At 59.9% G+C, this 17938-nt stretch carries 20 protein-coding genes; 10 read left to right on the forward strand and 10 right to left on the reverse strand.

Annotated elements, in window-relative coordinates; all coding sequences use genetic code 11:
* From AD666_RS20065 to AD666_RS20075, 3 genes are all read right to left on the reverse strand, one after another.
* Nucleotides 1-896: IS110 family transposase (locus tag AD666_RS20065; RefSeq protein ID WP_053155695.1), on the reverse strand; the 896-nt coding region annotated here is incomplete at its 3' end.
* Between the two features lie 238 nt (nucleotides 897-1134).
* Nucleotides 1135-1731: a tRNA-uridine aminocarboxypropyltransferase gene (locus AD666_RS20070; protein ID WP_053155697.1), complete on the reverse strand. Its 597-nt coding sequence runs from the start codon at nucleotides 1729-1731 to the stop codon at nucleotides 1135-1137.
* 7 nt (nucleotides 1732-1738) lie between these two features.
* Nucleotides 1739-2632 carry a LysR family transcriptional regulator gene (locus AD666_RS20075; protein ID WP_053155699.1) on the reverse strand — a complete coding sequence of 298 codons (894 nt, stop codon included), beginning with the start codon at nucleotides 2630-2632 and terminating at the stop codon, nucleotides 1739-1741.
* Between the two features lie 180 nt (nucleotides 2633-2812).
* Here AD666_RS20075 and speB point away from each other — a divergent pair, with 180 nt between their 5' ends.
* Genes speB through AD666_RS20095 form a run of 4 tightly spaced genes read left to right on the forward strand, consistent with a single transcriptional unit; the run spans nucleotide 2813 to nucleotide 7175 of the window.
* On the forward strand, nucleotides 2813-3763 hold the full coding sequence (speB, locus tag AD666_RS20080; protein WP_053155701.1) for an agmatinase: 951 nt from the start codon (nucleotides 2813-2815) through the stop codon (nucleotides 3761-3763).
* Nucleotides 3764-3772: 9 nt separating this feature from the next.
* Nucleotides 3773-4198, forward strand: a complete 426-nt coding sequence (locus AD666_RS20085; RefSeq protein WP_053155703.1) for a nuclear transport factor 2 family protein — start codon at nucleotides 3773-3775, stop codon at nucleotides 4196-4198.
* Between the two features lie 51 nt (nucleotides 4199-4249).
* Entirely contained in the window at nucleotides 4250-5761 is a 1512-nt protein-coding gene (locus AD666_RS20090) for a cytosine permease (RefSeq protein WP_172679658.1), read from the forward strand.
* Nucleotides 5762-5786: 25 nt separating this feature from the next.
* Nucleotides 5787-7175 (forward strand): sodium:solute symporter, encoded by a 1389-nt coding sequence (locus tag AD666_RS20095; RefSeq protein ID WP_053155706.1) that lies wholly within the window; start codon nucleotides 5787-5789, stop codon nucleotides 7173-7175.
* A 142-nt stretch (nucleotides 7176-7317) separates the two neighbouring features.
* On the opposite strand, the gene AD666_RS26840 is transcribed toward AD666_RS20095, so the two are convergent.
* Nucleotides 7318-7446 (reverse strand): PA1414 family protein, encoded by a 129-nt coding sequence (locus AD666_RS26840; RefSeq protein ID WP_256222727.1) that lies wholly within the window; start codon nucleotides 7444-7446, stop codon nucleotides 7318-7320.
* Between the two features lie 139 nt (nucleotides 7447-7585).
* A complete protein-coding gene (locus AD666_RS20100) occupies nucleotides 7586-8479 on the reverse strand; it encodes a LysR family transcriptional regulator (RefSeq protein ID WP_053155708.1) in 894 nt (297 codons plus the stop codon).
* Between the two features lie 103 nt (nucleotides 8480-8582).
* Between AD666_RS20100 and AD666_RS20105 the strand changes: the two genes are divergently transcribed.
* Nucleotides 8583-9755, forward strand: coding sequence for an MFS transporter (locus AD666_RS20105; protein WP_053155710.1), 1173 nt, complete (start codon nucleotides 8583-8585; stop codon nucleotides 9753-9755).
* Here AD666_RS20105 and AD666_RS20110 read toward each other — a convergent pair whose 3' ends face one another.
* Entirely contained in the window at nucleotides 9756-11210 is a 1455-nt protein-coding gene (locus AD666_RS20110) for an NCS1 family nucleobase:cation symporter-1 (RefSeq protein ID WP_053155712.1), read from the reverse strand.
* Between the two features lie 317 nt (nucleotides 11211-11527).
* Nucleotides 11528-12364, reverse strand: a complete 837-nt coding sequence (locus AD666_RS20115; RefSeq protein ID WP_053155714.1) for a S1 RNA-binding domain-containing protein — start codon at nucleotides 12362-12364, stop codon at nucleotides 11528-11530.
* Nucleotides 12365-12703: 339 nt separating this feature from the next.
* Here AD666_RS20115 and AD666_RS20120 point away from each other — a divergent pair, with 339 nt between their 5' ends.
* The 3 genes from AD666_RS20120 to AD666_RS20130 all read left to right on the forward strand — a co-directional run bounded on the left by AD666_RS20120 (nucleotide 12704) and on the right by AD666_RS20130 (nucleotide 14744).
* Nucleotides 12704-12892, forward strand: a complete 189-nt coding sequence (locus tag AD666_RS20120) for a hypothetical protein (RefSeq protein ID WP_172679659.1) — start codon at nucleotides 12704-12706, stop codon at nucleotides 12890-12892.
* A 186-nt stretch (nucleotides 12893-13078) separates the two neighbouring features.
* Nucleotides 13079-13795, forward strand: a complete 717-nt coding sequence (locus AD666_RS20125) for a TorF family putative porin (protein ID WP_053155717.1) — start codon at nucleotides 13079-13081, stop codon at nucleotides 13793-13795.
* Nucleotides 13796-13877: 82 nt separating this feature from the next.
* Nucleotides 13878-14744 (forward strand): DUF6279 family lipoprotein, encoded by an 867-nt coding sequence (locus AD666_RS20130; RefSeq protein WP_053155719.1) that lies wholly within the window; start codon nucleotides 13878-13880, stop codon nucleotides 14742-14744.
* A 175-nt stretch (nucleotides 14745-14919) separates the two neighbouring features.
* Here AD666_RS20130 and AD666_RS20135 read toward each other — a convergent pair whose 3' ends face one another.
* The gene (locus AD666_RS20135; RefSeq protein ID WP_053155721.1) at nucleotides 14920-15312 is read right to left on the reverse strand and encodes a hypothetical protein; all 393 of its coding nucleotides are present in this window, start codon (nucleotides 15310-15312) and stop codon (nucleotides 14920-14922) included.
* A 175-nt stretch (nucleotides 15313-15487) separates the two neighbouring features.
* On the opposite strand from AD666_RS20135, the gene AD666_RS20140 reads away from it, so the two are divergent.
* Together AD666_RS20140 and AD666_RS20145 are read left to right on the forward strand one after the other, a co-directional pair.
* Complete coding sequence (locus AD666_RS20140; protein ID WP_053155723.1) at nucleotides 15488-16219, forward strand: thioredoxin family protein; 732 nt, start codon at nucleotides 15488-15490, stop codon at nucleotides 16217-16219.
* A 340-nt stretch (nucleotides 16220-16559) separates the two neighbouring features.
* Nucleotides 16560-16832, forward strand: a complete 273-nt coding sequence (locus AD666_RS20145) for a hypothetical protein (protein ID WP_053155725.1) — start codon at nucleotides 16560-16562, stop codon at nucleotides 16830-16832.
* Nucleotides 16833-16875: 43 nt separating this feature from the next.
* Here AD666_RS20145 and AD666_RS20150 read toward each other — a convergent pair whose 3' ends face one another.
* Together AD666_RS20150 and AD666_RS26205 are read right to left on the reverse strand one after the other, a co-directional pair.
* Nucleotides 16876-17133, reverse strand: coding sequence for a BrnA antitoxin family protein (locus tag AD666_RS20150; protein WP_053155727.1), 258 nt, complete (start codon nucleotides 17131-17133; stop codon nucleotides 16876-16878).
* Nucleotides 17134-17174: 41 nt separating this feature from the next.
* Entirely contained in the window at nucleotides 17175-17876 is a 702-nt protein-coding gene (locus AD666_RS26205; RefSeq protein ID WP_082339868.1) for a transposase, read from the reverse strand.
* Between the last annotated feature and the right edge of the window lie 62 nt (nucleotides 17877-17938).

Below are 17938 nucleotides of genomic sequence, written 5' to 3' on the forward strand. Positions count from 1 at the left end.
AATGCAACTCGGCAGAGCTTACGGGCAAGCACCACCAATGCCTGAGTTTTTGAAAAGCCTCTTGCCAGGTATGACTCGTAGAAGGGTTTCCATCTAGGCGAGCGAGAGGCCGTCATCGCAGCGATGTGAGCTAAGCGCCTTATCTCTGGATCGCCTTTCTTGGTTAGATACCGGGGGCCATTCTTTTTGCCAGAGTCATCCACCCTCAGGTCCATTCCCAAAAACGCAATAAATGCATTGCTGTTCGCAAAATTGCCCCGCATGTAACTGGTGGCCAGTCCGGTTGCGACCAGCTCGCCTACGCCTTCGATGGCTTTACAACGGACGATGTTTTCTGCAATTCCTGAGTCTTTGCTGACCTTTCGTAGCAGTTTCTGAATAGCCTTGATCGCTTGCTCAAAGGCTGTTTGCTGAGTGGCCAGCGCTTCCTTCAGCAGAGGCTCGTCGATCCAGCTCAACATCAGAGCGGTATGATTTCTGACCAGCGTCGCACGTCTATGAAGCAAGCTCTTTAGCGTTGTGTAGGCCTTTGGAGGGGGACACCAGAGCCGCAGCTCGTGCTGTTCATTGGTCAAATACCGCGCTAACAAACGAGCATCACAAGGATCGTTCTTGGCTCGCTGCCCAATGCCGCGACGATAGTTACTTACCCGATAAGCATCCACGACATAAACCTGATGCCCCATCGCATGAGCCAAGTCGACGGTGTCCAGGTGATAAATGTTGGTAGCTTCAATGGCAATGGCGCTTTGGGCGGGCAACGTTTTAAGCCAGCGTTTTAGGGTTGTTCGATCATTCTTAACGGTATCTATCGTTTGCAGATCAGAGCGATATACAGCGATTTCGGCCTTAGCGACATCAATGCCAACAACCGTTTGCGAGGTAAGGATTGTCATAACAAATCCTCGGGGCTAGGGTTTAGGTGCTTGTCGGGGTCTACCTTTGCGCTGGCTTGCATCTATCGTCGATCTTGTCGATGAATTCCTTATTGGCGCTTTGGGTAGAAGGGGCGGGACGAGAAGTCTCCCACGGTCCGTACTGGCTAGAGTCGGAATCGAGCTTTTAGTCCCGCCCACCCCTTCAAGTCTAAACATACAAGCGGGCTTGCTCGCGAAGAAGCCCACAAGAACAACCTCATTTTCCCGCATGATTACGCTGAAACGTCTCCTCCCCCATCGCCACGATCTGCCCCTCGATCAACGCCTCGAACGGCCTGAGCAACGGCTCGAAACTGTCCGGTGCTTCAAGCACCTGCAACGCCTGGACAATCGCCTCCACCGTCGACAATGCCCCCGGCCCCGGTGCCTTGCGCAGACGGTAGCGGGACATACCACCGTCGGCCAGGGTTACCCTCGGCAACGCCGCCAGCAGCGGATTGAGGTGCAGCAGCTTGCGCGCCTTGCGCCAGGTACCATCCGGGACGACCAGCAGCATCGGCTCATCCGACGAGCCATAAACCTGCAACGGCTGCGCCTCATCGCCGGGAAATAACAGTCGGGCCTGATAGCCCGGTGGGTTGAGCAATCGTGGCAAGTCTTCGAACACCTCGCCCACGATCAACTCGGCGTTGTTCAGGCCCAAGGCCGCCAGCCGGGCGGTGTTCAGGGCATGATTCACTTCGCTGGGATGCTGCAACAGCAAGACCCGGGTGCGGCTGTCGAGACTCGGGATCAAGGGGCAAAGGCAATGGCTCTGCGGTCGCTGGCAGCGTGGGCAATGAATTCTGGACATGGGGACCTCAGGCCTGGTTGAGCTGCGCCTTGAGCAGGTCGCGGAAAGTCTGGATCAAAGGTTCGCGGCTGCGGCCTCGGCGCATGATCATCGAAAACGGCGCCTGATAACCGAACGTCGCCGGCAACAGCACGCGCAGGTCGCCCTTATCGACCCACGCCTGGGCATAGTGCTCGGGCAGGTAACCGACATAAGCGCCCGACAGCACCAGGATCAATTGCGCCTCCATGCTCTCCACCGTCGCCGCACTGTGCTTGAAACCGTGGCGGGCCAGTTCCGCCTGGCTCCAATAACCGCGCCCGACCATGCGTTGCTGGGTGATGACTTGCTCGGGGATGCGCCGCTCAGTGAACAGCGGATGACGATTACTGCAATACAACCAGTGCTGCTCGCGGTACAGCGGCATGTACACCAACCCGCTCATGCGCGTAGAGAACGCACCGATGGCCAGATCCAGGCGGTTGTCCTGTACACCGAGCTGCAGCTCATAGGGGCTCATCACCGACAGATGCAGGTGCACCGCCGGGTGTTCCTGACTGTAAGCACCGATGGCTTCGGCAAACGGCAATGCCTTGTCACTGACCGTGGAATCGATCACGCCCAGGTTCAGCGTACCGCGCAACTCACCTTTCAGCGCCGCGGCATACTGCTCGAACCCTTCGAGCTCGCCCAAAAGACGCAGGGTTTCCTGATGGAACAACTCACCCTTGCTGGTGAGGCTGAACCCACCCCGCCCGCGATGACACAGCACCAGGCCCAGGCTCGATTCAAGCTGGCTCATGTAGGTGCTGATGGCCGATGTGGAGAGGTTCAGCTCGTGCTGGGCGTTGGCAAACCCCTGGTGCCGGACCACGCTGGCGAAAATCCGTAGCAGCTTGAGGTCGGGTAGAGCGTTGGCCATTGGGTTTCTCCAGACAGGCGTGTCATTCCACATTTGTGGCGAGGGATTGGAGTCTATCGCCGCGCTGCGCCTTAGTTTAGAAAAATCTGAACTAAGTATTTGCCCCCAGCGATTTTTCACGGCAACGGCTTTTCGCAGAATCGGCCCCTGATAACTAAAACAAACGATGAGGCCTTAGCCGTGGACAAGATTCTTCACCAACCACTGGGCGGCAACGAAATGCCGCGCTTCGGCGGCATCGCCACCATGATGCGCCTGCCCCATGTGCCCACCGCTGCCGGCCTGGACGCTGCATTCGTCGGCGTGCCGCTGGACATCGGCACCTCCCTGCGCGCCGGCACTCGCTTCGGGCCTCGGGAGATCCGCGCCGAATCCGTGATGATCCGCCCCTACAACATGGCCACCGGTGCCGCGCCGTTCGACTCGCTGTCGGTGGCCGATATCGGCGACGTGGCGATCAATACCTTCAACCTGCTGGAAGCGGTACGGATCATCGAAGAGTCGTACCACAAGATCCTCGAACACAACGTCATCCCCCTGACCCTGGGGGGCGATCACACCATCACCCTGCCGATCCTGCGGGCCATCCACAAGAAGCACGGCAAGGTCGGCCTGGTCCATATCGACGCCCACGCCGACGTGAACGATCACATGTTCGGCGAGAAAATCGCCCACGGCACCACTTTCCGCCGCGCCGTGGAAGAAGGCCTGCTGGACTGCGACCGGGTGGTACAGATCGGCCTACGGGCCCAGGGCTACACCGCCGATGACTTCAACTGGAGCCGCCGTCAGGGCTTTCGCGTGGTCCAGGCCGAAGAGTGCTGGCACCAATCCCTGGCGCCGCTGATGGCCGAAGTCCGCGAGAAAGTCGGCGGCGGTCCGGTGTACCTGAGCTTCGACATCGACGGCATCGACCCGGCTTGGGCGCCCGGCACCGGCACCCCGGAAATCGGCGGCCTGACCACCATCCAGGCCATCGAAATCGTGCGCGGTTGCCAGGGCCTCGACCTGGTCGGTTGCGACTTGGTGGAAGTCTCGCCGCCGTATGACACCACTGGCAACACCTCGTTGCTGGGCGCCAATTTGTTGTACGAGATGCTTTGCGTACTGCCCGGCGTGGCTCATCGCTGAGGCGCCGTGATGAACGATCAGGATCAAGTGCTCCAGGCCGCCGCACAATTGGTGTCGGCCTTCGCCCGAAATGACCGCGATGCTTACTTCGGCGCGTTCACGGCCGACGCAAGCTTCGTGTTTCACACCCTCGAACAGCCCCTGCTGTCACGCGACGCCTACCAGGCGTTGTGGGATCGCTGGCGGTCCGAGGATGGCTTCGAGGTGCTCTCATGCACCTCAAGCAACGCCTTCGTCAGCCTGCAAGGAGACGTGGCGGTGTTTATCCATGACGTGGCTACCGAGCTGCGCATGCAAGGGGAGCGACACTCTAGCCAGGAACGCGAAACCATCCTGTTCCGCAGACAGGAAGGACACGTACAAGAACAACAGGGCCGATGGCTGGCCTGTCACGAACATTTATCCGCCATGCCGGAAGGGCTGCCACCCCCTTAGCCAAACAGGCAGCGCTCACATCCGATGAGCGCGCCTCGATGATCGGAGCAGATCATGCATAACAATAACGATAAAAGCCTTACGCAAATCGAAACCTACGGGGTCGAGCAGATCCCGGACCATGAACGCACCGCCGGCCCGGGGGATCTGTTTCGACTGATCTTCGGCGGCGCCAATACGTTCGCCACCGCCGTGCTCGGCAGCTTTCCGGTGTTGTTCGGACTTTCGTTCCAGGCCGGGGTCTGGGCCATCGTGCTGGGGGTGTTGCTGGGCGCGATCATCCTCGCACCGATGGGCCTGTTCGGGCCGCTCAATGGCACCAACAACGCGGTGTCTTCCGGGGCGCACTTCGGCGTCCACGGGCGGATCGTCGGCTCGTTCCTGTCGTTGCTGACGGCCATTGCGTTTTTCTCGCTGTCGGTATGGAGCTCGGGGGATGCGTTGATCGGCGGCGCCAAGCGCCTGGCGGGCGTACCGGAAACCGACCTGAGCCTGGGCCTGGCCTACGGTCTGTTCGCCCTGCTGGTGCTGACGGTGTGCATCTACGGCTTTCGCTTCATGCTGTGGGTCAACCGCATCGCCGTGTGGGCTGCCAGCCTGTTGTTCCTGCTGGGCATCGTGGCCTTCGCACCGACCTTCGACAGCCAGTTCGCCGGCACCGTCGGCCTCGGCCAGCCGGGTTTCTGGGCGGCGTTCATCGGCGCGGCGCTGGTGGCCATGAGCAACCCGATTTCCTTCGGTGCATTCCTGGGCGACTGGTCGCGCTACATCCCGCGCAACACCTCCAAGCGCCGCATCATGGCAGCGGTGGTTGCCGCACAACTGGCCACGCTGATCCCGTTCCTGTTCGGCCTCGCCACCGCCACCATCGTGGCGATCAAGGCACCGGACTACATCGCTTCCAACAACTACGTGGGTGGCCTGCTGGCGGTTTCGCCGAGCTGGTTCTTCCTGCCGGTGTGCCTGATCGCGGTAATCGGCGGCATGTCCACTGGCACCACGTCGCTGTATGGCACCGGGTTGGACATGTCCAGCGTGCTTCCACGGGTGCTGTCGCGGGTCAAGGCGACGCTGCTGATCGGCGTGCTGTCGATTGCCTTCATCTTCATCGGACGCTTCGCCGCGAACCTGGTGCAGAGCGTGTCGACCTTCGCCGTGCTGATCATCACCTGCACCACCCCGTGGATGGTGATCATGATCATCGGCCTGTTGGTACGCCGCGGCTTCTACTGCCCGGATGACCTGCAAGTATTCACCCGGGGCGAAACCGGCGGGCGCTACTGGTTCAACCACGGCTGGAACTGGCGCGGTCTGGGGGCCTGGATTCCCAGCGCACTGGTGGGCTTGTGCTTCGTCAACCTGCCGGGGCAGTTCGTCGGGCCCCTGGGCGAACTGGCCGGTGGCATTGACATCAGCCTGCCGGTGACCCTCGGGCTGGCTTGCGTGGTGTACCTGGTGTTGTTGGGGGTGTTCCCGGAACCGGCGGAGGTTTACGGGCCGAGGGATTTGCGTAGCAAGGGTTCGGGGCACACCGCTGAGCCAAGCATCCCGACCTTCCAATAAAAAATACAATCGGAGACACGCCACCATGGCTTTGGATTTAATCGTCGTTCTCATCTACGCCGCCGGCATGATTGCCCTCGGCTGGTATGGCATGCGCCGCGCCCGGACCCGTGACGACTATCTGGTCGCCGGTCGCAACCTCGGTCCGGGGTTCTATCTGGGCACCATGGCCGCCACGGTCCTGGGCGGCGCGTCCACCATCGGTACCGTGCGCCTGGGTTACGTTCATGGCATCTCCGGCTTCTGGCTCTGCGGGGCCATCGGCCTGGGCATCGTCGGCCTCAGCCTGTTCCTGGCCAAGCCGTTGCTCAAACTCAAGATCTACACCGTTACCCAGGTCCTGGAGCGCCGCTACAACCCGGCCGCGCGCCACGCCAGTGCAGTGATCATGCTGGTGTATGCACTGATGATCGGCGCCACCTCGACCATCGCCATCGGCACCGTGATGCAAGTGCTGTTCGGCCTGCCCTTCTGGGTTTCGATCCTGGTGGGCGGCGGCGTGGTGGTGTTGTATTCGACCATCGGTGGCATGTGGTCGCTGACCCTGACCGACATCGTGCAGTTCCTGATCATGACCATCGGTCTGGTGTTCCTGCTGATGCCGATGTCCATCGTCGACGCGGGCGGCTGGGACGCGATGGTGGCGAAACTGCCGGCCAGCTACTTCGATTTCACAGCCATCGGCTGGGACACCATCGTCACCTACTTCCTGATCTACTTCTTCGGCATCTTCATCGGCCAGGACATCTGGCAACGGGTCTTCACCGCCCGCAGCGAAGGCGTGGCGAAAATGGCGGGCACCGCCGCCGGCCTGTACTGCGTGCTGTACGGCTTGGCCGGAGCATTGATCGGCATGGCCGCCAAGGTGTTGCTACCGGACCTCGCCAACGCCAACAACGCCTTCGCCAGCGTCGTACAGACCAGCCTGCCCAATGGCATTCGTGGGTTGGTGGTCGCTGCGGCACTGGCAGCGTTGATGTCCACCGCCTCGGCGGGGCTGCTGGCGGCGTCCACGACGGTGGTCCAGGACCTGCTGCCACGCTTGCGCCGTGGCCGCGAGGGCAACAACGCCGACGTCCACGAAAACCGCATCGCGACGCTGCTGCTGGGTGTGGTGGTACTGGGCATCGCCCTGGTGGTCAGTGATGTGATCAGCGCCCTGACCCTGGCCTACAACCTGCTGGTGGGCGGCATGCTTATCCCGCTGATCGGTGCCATCTACTGGAAACGTGCCACCACCGCCGGGGCGATCACCAGCATGTCCCTGGGCTTCGTGACGGCGCTGTTCTTCATGTTCAAGGACGGGCTGGACGCCAACACGCCGATCTACTACAGCCTGGGCGTGGCGCTGGTGAGTTTTGTGGTGGTGAGCGTGTTATCGCCACGTTCGAACGTAGTGGCCAAGGCGGTTTGAACAACGCGCCGCAAGGGTTGCCGGTTAAGACTGAGGGAGCGAGCCTGCTCGCGATGGCGGCGTATCAGCCACGACTTATGCTGCTGATACAACGCATTCGCGAGCAGGCTCGCTCCCACAAAAAAAACGACCTGACAGGTATTCAGCGGCGACGCGGCTGGCGACGGCGTTGCTCGTCATCGGTGCGAATCGGGATCGGTTGCATCGGCGGTTCGATCAAGCCAAGCGCGACACCCAGGTCATGAAGCCAGTTCTGGATTTTCTCTTTCATCGTGGTGCCCCCTCAGGGTCGTGCGAGCGGCAGATATCTGTGGCCCCTTCGCGTTGATAATAGTCCGATGTGCTACGCAATGCTCGCTTCAGTTTGCAATGATCTGTTACTAAATTGATCCAAATCCGTTCTCCGGAGTTCAAGCCAATTGAGCCGTCAACCGCGAGGCTCGCGGCCAGGCTTGTTGTTGCAATTCGATCCAGGCGTTCAGGTTGGCGCCGACCATCCCTTTGCGCCACATCAACCAGGTCGTGGCGCTGGCAAACGGCTCGGCCAACGGGTGCACCGCCACCCGCTCACGGCCCGGCAGGCTGGCCAGCATCGACTCGGACATCAGCGCCACTCCGGACCCGGCGATCACACACGCCAGCATTCCCTGGTAAGACTCAATCTCGATCGCCCGGCCCATGGTCGCGTGGTCGTGGGCAAACCAGGCCTCCAGGCGCATGCGGTACGAACAGCCTCGACGAAAGGTGAACACCGAACGCCTCTGGACATCCAGCGCACTGCGCACCGGCCCATGATCGGCCTCGGTGATCAGCACCAACCGTTCATCGCACAACGGCACCCCGTCCAACCCTGCCAGCTCCAGCGGTCCATCCACCAGCGCCGCATCAAGCCGCCCGGTGAGCAAGCCTTCGAGCAACTCGCCACTGGGCCCCGATTGCACTTGCAAGTTCACCGCCGGATAGCGGCGGTGATAACCGGCCAGCAGGTCCGGCAGATGGATTGCCGCCGTGCTGTACATCGTGCCCAGAACAAAATCCCCGGCGGGCTGCCCCCCTTGCACGGCAGCGTGGGCTTCATCGTGCAAGGCAAAGAGCTTGGTCGCATAGTCCAGCAGGACCTTTCCCGCCGGTGACAACTGCAAACGCTGACGCTCGCGTAGGAACAGATCCACACCCAACTGCTCTTCAAGCTGCTTGAGCCGGGTCGAGAGGTTCGACGGCACCCGGTGCAAGCGTTCAGCGGCTCGGGTGATGGAGCCTTCTTCGGCCACCGCCTGGAAAATCCGCAATTGGCTGAACTCCACGACCTTCTCCAAAAAAGAACAAGTTACTCACTATTATTCAATTTTAATGAAAGTCAATGAATTCTAGCCTGACGGTCATTCGCCTCATTGCTGGAGAACGACCATGTCACCTCTTATCCGCCTGCTCGGCAGTTTCATCGCGCTGATGATGGCCATGGGCATCGGCCGCTTCGCACTTACGCCTCAGTTACCTCATTTGATCGGCGAAGGTCAGATCGACTTGACGGCCGCCGGTCTGATTGCCGCCGCCAACTACCTGGGCTACTTCCTCGGCGCGCTGGATGCCATGTTCGCCCGCCGGCCGGATCAAGTGCGGCGGCGTCTGCTCGGCGGCCTGTGGCTGTGTGTGCTGCTGACCCTGGCGTCGTTCTGGGCCTGGGGTTTCTGGCCGCACCTGGCGCTGCGCTTCGGCACCGGTGTGGCGAGTGCCTGGGTACTGGTGATGATCACCGCGTTGAGCCAGCCTTTGGCAGCGACGGCCGGGCGACCACGGCTTGGCGCTGTGGTGTTTGCCGGACCGGGGCTGGGGATTTTCCTGACAGGCTTGCTCGCCCTGGGCTCCAATCTACTGGGCCAGAGCTCTGCGACCCTGTGGCTGGTGTACGCCGGGGTGGCATTGGCGATGTTGCTGGTGATCCTGCCGATCCTGCCACACACCGCCGCGACCGCAACCGTTGCAGCGCCGGCCGCCACCTCATCGAACCGTGGCATCGCCCGCCTCGGCGTGGTCTACGCCTTGTACGGCGTGGGCTACATCATTCCGGCCACGTTCCTGTCGCAGATGGCGTCGGCGCAGTTCCACGGGCAATGGCAAGCCGATCTGTTCTGGCCCTGCTTCGGCTTGGCCGCCGCCCTCGGGGTGCTGGTGGTCAGCCTGCGCCGGCCGGACCCAAGCACCACGGGTCGTTGGCTGATCGGCACGCTGTGGCTGCAGGCCGTCGGGGTGTTCGCCTGTCTGTCGGGCAGCGGCGCAGGGTTGGCGCTCGGCGTCATCCTGTGTGGCACACCGTTCCTGGCCTGCATGCAACTGGTGATGCAGCGCTCGCGAGAACTGGCGCCTCATGCCACCCAGCGCAACGCCGGCCTGTTGACTGCCTGCTTTGCCGTGGGCCAGCTCAGTGGCCCGCTGCTGGCGGCATTGAGCAGCCATTTCAGCGGAGGGTTGCAACCGGCGTTGATCATTGCCGGCAGTGGTCTGCTGTTGGCCGGTGGGCTGCTATTGCACCCCAGCGGCGAACGCACAGCGAACCCTTGCGCTCAAACTGCCGTGCGCTGATCAGGCTTGGCCGACCTGGCTGAACGACGGTTTCGGCAACATGGCCGGCTCGCGCCGGGCCAAGGCGAAATACAACACCCCGCCGAGGAAGCAACCGGTGAACCAGGCGAAGTTGGCCATCGGTTGCAGCAGCGGGGTGAAGGTAATCGCTACGCCCATCAGCGTTGCCGGAATCAGCGCCTTGACCGCCGTCCAATTGATGCCGCCGCTGTAGTAATAGCGACCGCTCGGCCCATCATTGAACAGCGCATCCACGTCGATCTGCTGCTTCTTGATCAGGTAGTAATCCACCAGCAGGATCCCGAACAACGGGCCGATGAACGCGGCCAGCACGTCCAGGGTGTAGTGGATCACTTCGGGGTTGTTGAACAGGTTCCAGGGTGTGATGAAAATCGACGCAATTGCCGCGATCATGCCACCGGCGCGCCAGCTGACTTTGCTGGGCGCGACGTTGGCAAAGTCAAACGCCGGCGACACAAAGTTCGCGACGATGTTGATGCCGACCGTCGCAGTTACGAAAGCAAACGCCCCTAGAAGTACAGCCACGCTGTTGTCGATGCGCGCCACCGTGGCAATCGGATCATGGAGCATTTCGCCGAATACCGGCAGCGTCCCGGATACGATCACCACCGTGACCAGGGAGAACGCCAGGAAATTCACCGGCAGCCCCCAGAAATTGCCCCGGCGCACGTCAGACATGCTCCGGCAGTAGCGACTGAAATCACCGAAATTCAGGGTGGGACCGGAAAAGTACGACACCACCAGGGCCATTGCGACGATCACTTGGCCGAACGCCTGCCAGCCGGACAGAGACTTTTCCGCCAGGGTGAAGCTGATGTTGCTCCAGCCGGCCTTCCACACGATCCAGCCGGCCAACAGAAACATCACCGCATACACCACCGGTCCGGCCCAATCGATGAAACGCCGGATCGACTCCATGCCCGCCCAGAACACCAGCGCCTGGACGAACCAGAGAGTGAGAAAGCCGAACCAACCCAAGTAGGACAAACCGGCAAAGTGCGGCGCGGCGTAGGCTTCCATAGAAGGGAAAAACCGCAGTACCACGATGATTAGCGCGCTGGACGCCAGATAAGTCTGAATTCCGTACCACGCCACAGCGATCAGGCCGCGGATAACTGCCGGAATATTCGCCCCGAACACCCCGAACGCCAGCCGACAGATCACAGGATACGGCACCGCCGCCTGCTGACTCGGCCTGGCGACCAGGTTGGCGATCAGTTGCACAATGCAAATCCCGCCCAGCAAGGCTATCAGCACTTGCCAACTCGCCAGCCCCAACGCAAACAGACTGGCGGCGAATACATAACCGCCCACGCTGTGCACATCGCTCATCCAGAACGCGAAGATGTTGTACCAATTCCATTTCTGCGGCAGCGGGCCCAAGTCCTCGTTATAGAGGCGGGGACTGTAGCCGTCGGGCAATTGCTCGGACATTGCGGGGCTCCTTTTTTATGAAGCCGGGCCCCCGAATCAACTGTTCACCCTACTGCGCACGGGAGCCGGCATGGTTTGTATACGAAGCTCTACGCAGAATGCGTGCCACAGGGGTTGGATGTGAGACAAATCGGGGGGTGTAGCGAGGCTGGAAGCCAGGCCGGCGCAGCCAGGCGCCCACGAACAGGGCGCGGATGCATGCTAAAGGTGCATGGATTTGTATACAGAGGGTGGTCGAGTACCGCACCTGTGGCAAGGGGAGTCATCCCCTCGCCACAAGATCACCTCAACCTTCAGTAGTGTGGTCGGGCAGAGGATCAGATCAACTCGATCCGATCGGCATGAATGGCAATCTGCCCATTCTTGTACAGCGCACCAATGGCCTTCTTGAAGTTGCCCTTGCTCACGCCAAACAGGCTGCTGATCAGAGCCGGATCGCTCTTGTCGCTGACCGCCAGCGTACCGTTGCTCTCGCGCAGCTTGGCGAGGATCTTGGCGTTCAGGCTGGTGGCGGCTTCCTGGCCTACCGGCTGCAGGCTCAGGCTGATCTTGCCGTCCGGGCGAACTTCCTTGATGAAGCCCTTCTCGCGCATGCCGACGCGCATGAACTTGAAGATTTCGTTCTTGTGGATAAGTCCCCAGTGCTTGTTATTGATGATGGCCTTGAACCCCATGTCGGTGGCTTCGGCCACCAACAGGTCAACTTCCTGGCCCGGCGTGTAGTTGGCTGGCGTCTTGTCCAGATAACGATCCAGGCGCGCCGTGGCGGTAATGCGGCGGGTGTGCTTGTCGAGATAGACATGCACCACGCAATAGTCCCCGGCCTTCATCTGGCGTTTTTCTTCCGAAAACGGCAGCAACAGATCCTTGGGCAATCCCCAGTCGAGGAACACACCGATGCTGTTGACCTCAACCACTTTCAGGCTGGCAAATTCACCGACCTGGACTTTGGGTTTTTCCGTGGTCGCGATCAGTTTGTCGTCGCTGTCCAAGTAAATAAATACGTTCAGCCAATCTTCATCTTCGCTGGGAATATCCTTGGGAATATAACGGTTGGGCAACAAAATCTCGCCATCAGCGCCACCGTCCAGATATAAACCGAAGTTAGTGTGTTTAACCACTTGCAAACTGTTGTAGCGCCCGACTAAAGCCATTTCCAATACCCTCATTGCGTGGGCGGCATTCTACCTGTTTTTACACGGCGATTCGTGGTCGCCAGCCAGCCGCCTGTGCAGCCATTGATTTTCCTGGCTTTTCGCCTTCAGCCGGCCGTTCGTCAGACGGCCCTCGGGCTGGGCGGCGGTTGCACAGCGCTGCATCGCGAATATATTTTTCGCATGGTTGTTATTTAAAACAGCGGCTTAGGGGAATAATTGGCGAGAAATTCCCTATCCGTCCTGGCAATTGCCAGGACGTTTCCAGAAATATCGGCCAAGCAAGGGCCGGTTATTTCCTGTACGATGCCTGGCCCAATTAATTATCTACACAGGTTAATGGCCGCCATGCGCGTAAAAGCATCCAACAGCAAAGCAAAGCCAGCTCCAGCCGTTGAAACCAGCGAATCGATCAACGATCAGATCGCTGCGTTCCTCAAGAACGGCGGTGAAATCCAGCAAATTGCCAAGGGCGTCAGCGGCCAGACATTCGGCCCGTCCAAGCAGATCAGCCTGGGCAAGAAGTAATCCCCGCACCATCTGGTCCCAAAGCGCTTTGAGCTTCGAAGCGCTTGGACTGGAAGCCCTTCCCGCGACATTCCCTTCGTAAAAATCGACGAACGGCCCTCGATGCCTGGCATTCGCCGGTATGCTTGCACCTCTCTATTTCAAGTGTTCCAGCCGGGTTGCTCCTCGCTATTGATGGAGTGAAGCATGCGTATTTCTATTGTCCCGCTGACCGTCAGCCTGCTGGCCTGCGCGCTTGCCCATGGGCAGGTGTTCCAGCGCGAACTCGGCGACTTCGACCTCAAGCTCGGCACCACGCCCAGCCGTAGCATGGCCCAGGGCCTCGTCACGCCGTCGAGCACCGGTTCGTTCCATGGTGGCCTGGACCTGAGCCATGACAGTGGCTGGTATTTCGGTCAGTGGTCACCCAGCGCCGGGCTTAGCCCATCCACCGACCTCGAAGTCGATTCCTACCTGGGCTTCAAACAGCCTTTCGACCAGACCCTGGGCTACGAAGTCGGCCTGATCCACTACAGCTACCCCACCGTCGACACCCTCGACAGCCAGGAGCTCTACGGCGGCCTGACCGTGCTAGGCAGCCGTTTCGGCGCGGCCCTGAGTAACGATCCGGACAAACAGAACAGCACGCTGTTCGCCGACCTCGGCGGCAACGTGCCATTCGGCATCGGTGTCAGCGCCAAATACACCACTCACCAGCTCAACACGCCTGTCTCCGTCGAGAACGGCTATGTCGGCAGTTTCAGTGATTGGTCGCTGAAAATTTCCCGTCCATGGCGGGGCATCGACCTGGACCTGATCTACAGCGACTCCAGCCTCAGCGGCAGTAATTGCTCGGCCTATTCAGGCCACAATAGCGAATGCGACGGCCTGCTGACCCTCAAGATGGCTCATCCATTTTACTAACCGTTACGCTTTTAATCGGCTGAACTGCCACGCGTCTGCGAAGCTCAAACAAAACACCTGATGGCTTCGCAAGGACTCGCTCATGTCGCGCTGGCTCACCCGCACCGCCATGTTCATCGCCCTGCTGCTGACGCTTACCGCATGCAGCCGCATTGGCCTGGCTTACCGCAATCTCGACCTGATCATTCCCTGGACCCTCAACGACTACCTGGAAATCAACGGCGAGCAGAAAGACTGGTTCAACGAGCGCCTCAAGGAACACCTCAGCTGGCACTGCACCACCCAACTGCCGGGTTACCTCGACTGGCTGGACCGTTTGAAGACCATGGTGCAAACCGATCAGGTCACCGACGAAGCCCTCCAGCAACGCACCCGCGAAGCCAAGGCCGCCATCGCCGAAACCGCACGGGCGATCACCCCGTCGGCCATCGAATTGTTACAAGGGCTGAGCGACGATCAAGTCGCGGACATGGACGCCGCATTCGTCAAGGACCAGCGCAAACGCCAGGAACAATACCTCAAGCCCACGCTGCAACAGCAGATCCAGGAACGTAGCGAACGCATGGAAAAACGCCTGAACGACTGGCTCGGTCCCCTCAACATCGCTCAACGCCAACGCGTGGTGGCCTGGTCCACCGCCCTGGGCGACCAGAATCAGCAATGGATCGCCAACCGCGCCCACTGGCAGAACCAGTTCAGCGCCGCCGTGGCCCAACGCCACAGCCCCGACTTTCCACGACGCATCGAACAACTGCTGGTCGACCGAGAAAGCCTGTGGACGCCCGCCTACCGCGAGGCCTACAACAAAACCGAAGCCCAGGCCCGCAGCCTGCTGATCGACCTGATGGCCGACAGCACCCCGCCCCAGCGGGAACGGTTGTTGAAGAAAATCGACGGGGTGAAAAAGGATTTCAGTGATTTGAAGTGTTTGAAGGCGGCACGCTCATAAGAACACCCCCAGACCCATGTAGGAGGTCCCTTGTTGAGTTCCCTTGTGCAGTGCAGATCCCTTGTGGGAGCGAGCCTGCTCGCGATAGCGGTATGTCAGTCAACATGTATGCAACCTGACACGCCGCCATCGCGAGCAGGCTCGCTCCCACAGGAATAGGACAGTGTTTTGCCCGTCAGGCAATCTGCGCCTTCGAAGCCAGATCATCAAACGTAAACTCATCCAGCGCATCCTCCTGCTCATCCAGCACCTGACGCGGATGATCATTGCCGGGAATGCTACTGTCGATCAGGCTCAACAACCGCGAGCCGCGCATCGTCAGCACGAAATTCTCGCCGTTACCGCCCTCTTCCTCCGGCCGTGGCTCGATGAAGCCACGCTCCAGCAGTAACTTTTCATACTCGGCGGCGACCGCTTTCAGATGATCGAGGTTCTCGATTTCTTCGCCCGCCGCCGCTTTCTCTGCAGCGTATTGCTCCGCATAAGGCCGAGGGGTGAAGCTGTGGCCGGCGCCGTTCTGCACTTCGTGCAACAACTTTTCGATCAAGTCCCAGTTATAAGTCGTCATCCTGATCCATCCTCCAAAGAGTGAGATGCCTACTCAAGGTGTGACCGAGACGCTACGTCACCGTTCAGCCGAGCTTCCGGGCGGGTCATTTCACACGCCGACCAACGGTCTGTCGAATCCGACCAGGGTCAAACGACCACTTGCTGAAGTGCCTTTGCCTACAGGAGAAATCACCATGAACGTAGAAAATCATCCCGTCGTCTCGCGCGAAGAATGGCTCGCCGCCCGCCGCGAACACCTGGCCCGCGAAAAAGCCTTCACTCGCGAACGTGACAAACTCAGCGCCGAACGCCGCGCCCTGCCCTGGGTAAAAATCGACAAACCCTACCGCTTCCAGGGCCCTGACGGCGAACTGAGCCTGGCCGACCTGTTCGGCGGCCGCAGCCAACTGATCGTCTATCACTTCATGTTCGGCCCTGGCTGGGAAGAAGGCTGCCAGGGCTGCTCCTTCCTGTCCGACCACATCGACGGCGCCAACCAGCACCTGGCCCATCACGACGTCGCGATGGTCGCCGTTTCCCGCGCCCCGTTCGCCGAATTCCAACCGTTCAAACGCCGCATGGGCTGGGCCTTCGACTGGGTCTCTTCAAACGGCTGCGACTTCAACTACGACTTCGGTGTCAGCTTCAAAGCCGAAGACACCGCCGGAGGGAAAGCCACCTACAACTACGAAACAACCGACACCACCGAGGGCGAACTCCCAGGCCTGAGCGTCTTCTATCGCAATGAAGCCGGCGACATCTTCCACACCTACTCCACCTATGCCCGCGGCCTGGACATGCTGGTCGGCACCTACCACTACCTCGATCTAACGCCCAAGGGCCGCAACGAAGACGAGATCATGGATTGGGTGCGGCATCACGATAAGTATGACGAGGCCAAGCCTCATAGCTGCTGCCACAGCTGAAATTCAAGGCGCCGCTTTTTCCTGACCAGAGCTTGCTAAAGGTCCTACATAAAGCTCGGAAAGCGGTGGCTTGTAGGCCTGGAACGGGTCGCCCTATAGTCCTCAAGTCGCCCGAATGGCGGCCAGGTTTGGCGACCTGACAACGAGATGCAAAAGCGATCTGCTTGTTTGCAGGCGCTCCCGCATCCGCGATACTGCCCCACTCATGGCAGTTGTATGCGGGAGGCCTTCGGGTCTGCCGGTACCTCGTTCCGGTTCGCCAACCTGCGTACAACTGCCACCTTTTTCGTTTGGCGACCATTCAGTTGGTAGCTCTCACTTATCTAACGAGGCTACAACCATGGCTAGATACATGCCCATCACCGGCATCGACTGCACCCCCGCTACCCTGCTCATCGACACCGAAGCCCCCCTCGACGTCCTCTTCGAAACCGCCGACTACCGCATCCGCACCGTGACCCAGGTACTGGAAAACATTGCCTTTCGTTCGGATATCGACTCGGAGACGGTGGTGCTGACCGACTTCTGCAAAATGCTGACGATAGCGCTGCGTGATGGGTGTGATGTGATGGATGTGATTGGGAGGCGGTTGCGGGCGCAGGCTGGGGAATAAATGAGACGGGCGGCCGCCGGTCGCCCATTTCAACGCCAGTTGTTCAGTGCCGGTGGCTCTGCTGAGCCTGCATGTACTGGCGCAGGAGCTGATTAATACGTGTCTGATAGACTGTGCCCTGCCCCTTGAACCACTCAAGCACATCGGCGTCGAGGCGAATAGTCACGGCCTTCTTTACCGGCACATGCAACTCGGCTCGGCAAAAAAAATCCTTATCCAGTTCAGGAACATCGCTGGTATCGATGTCCTGGTCGTCCATATTGGCCAGGCGTCCCCAGTCAGTTTTCGATGCTTTCGACATAATATTTGGCCTCCTGTCCAAAAAGCAAAAAGGGGACAGATTCATTTTCCAGACCCAGCCCTCGGCCGCCCCTGCCCTCGCTGCTCTACCCGCACACCCGCAATCCGCTCGACCTCATCTACGAAACGGCTTGTACCCGTTAGTTGACCTCGCTGCAAAGCATCGCGGATTAATCGAAGCTGATCAGTCGGAATGGCCTGGCGCACAAACTCTTCATACCGAAGCCGCCGCTCCATCGAGGTATCACCCAAGGCCATAAAGCATGGATCAGCATCTAACCAGCCCCCACCAGACTCATTATCTACCCGGCTTCGATAGCTCGACCATGCATAGTCTGCGACGTTGGCGACCATGCGAGCGCGCACAGGATTCAATTCAATGTAACGACTACAAGCAAGCAAATATGAGTCCGACTGCACTACACTGGATTTGTAACGACTTTCCCACAACGTGCCTGAACGCCCTTCCAATCGATTTCGATAGCGCGTCGCACGAGCAGCCAGCGCTTTCATTAACTGCCCCAGCCCAACAGTCGACTCCCCTGGAGCTAGCAGCAAATGGACATGATTCGTCATCAGGCAATAGGCGTAGACCTTTACCCCGAACGCATCCTTTAGCTCGCGCAGATCAGAGAGATAGCGCTGATAATCCTCTGCCGCTGCAAACACCACCTGCCGGTTATGGCCGCGTTGTACTACGTGATGTGGGTAATTCGGTAAAACAATACGTCCCATCCTGGGCATATTGGGTTCCTCCATCCTTGGAAGCTTTCAGCGTAGCAGAGGGTTGAAAAATAAATCTGTCC

The sequence above is a fragment of the Pseudomonas sp. Pf153 genome, from assembly GCF_001269775.1.
Lineage (GTDB): Bacteria > Pseudomonadota > Gammaproteobacteria > Pseudomonadales > Pseudomonadaceae > Aquipseudomonas > Aquipseudomonas uvaldensis.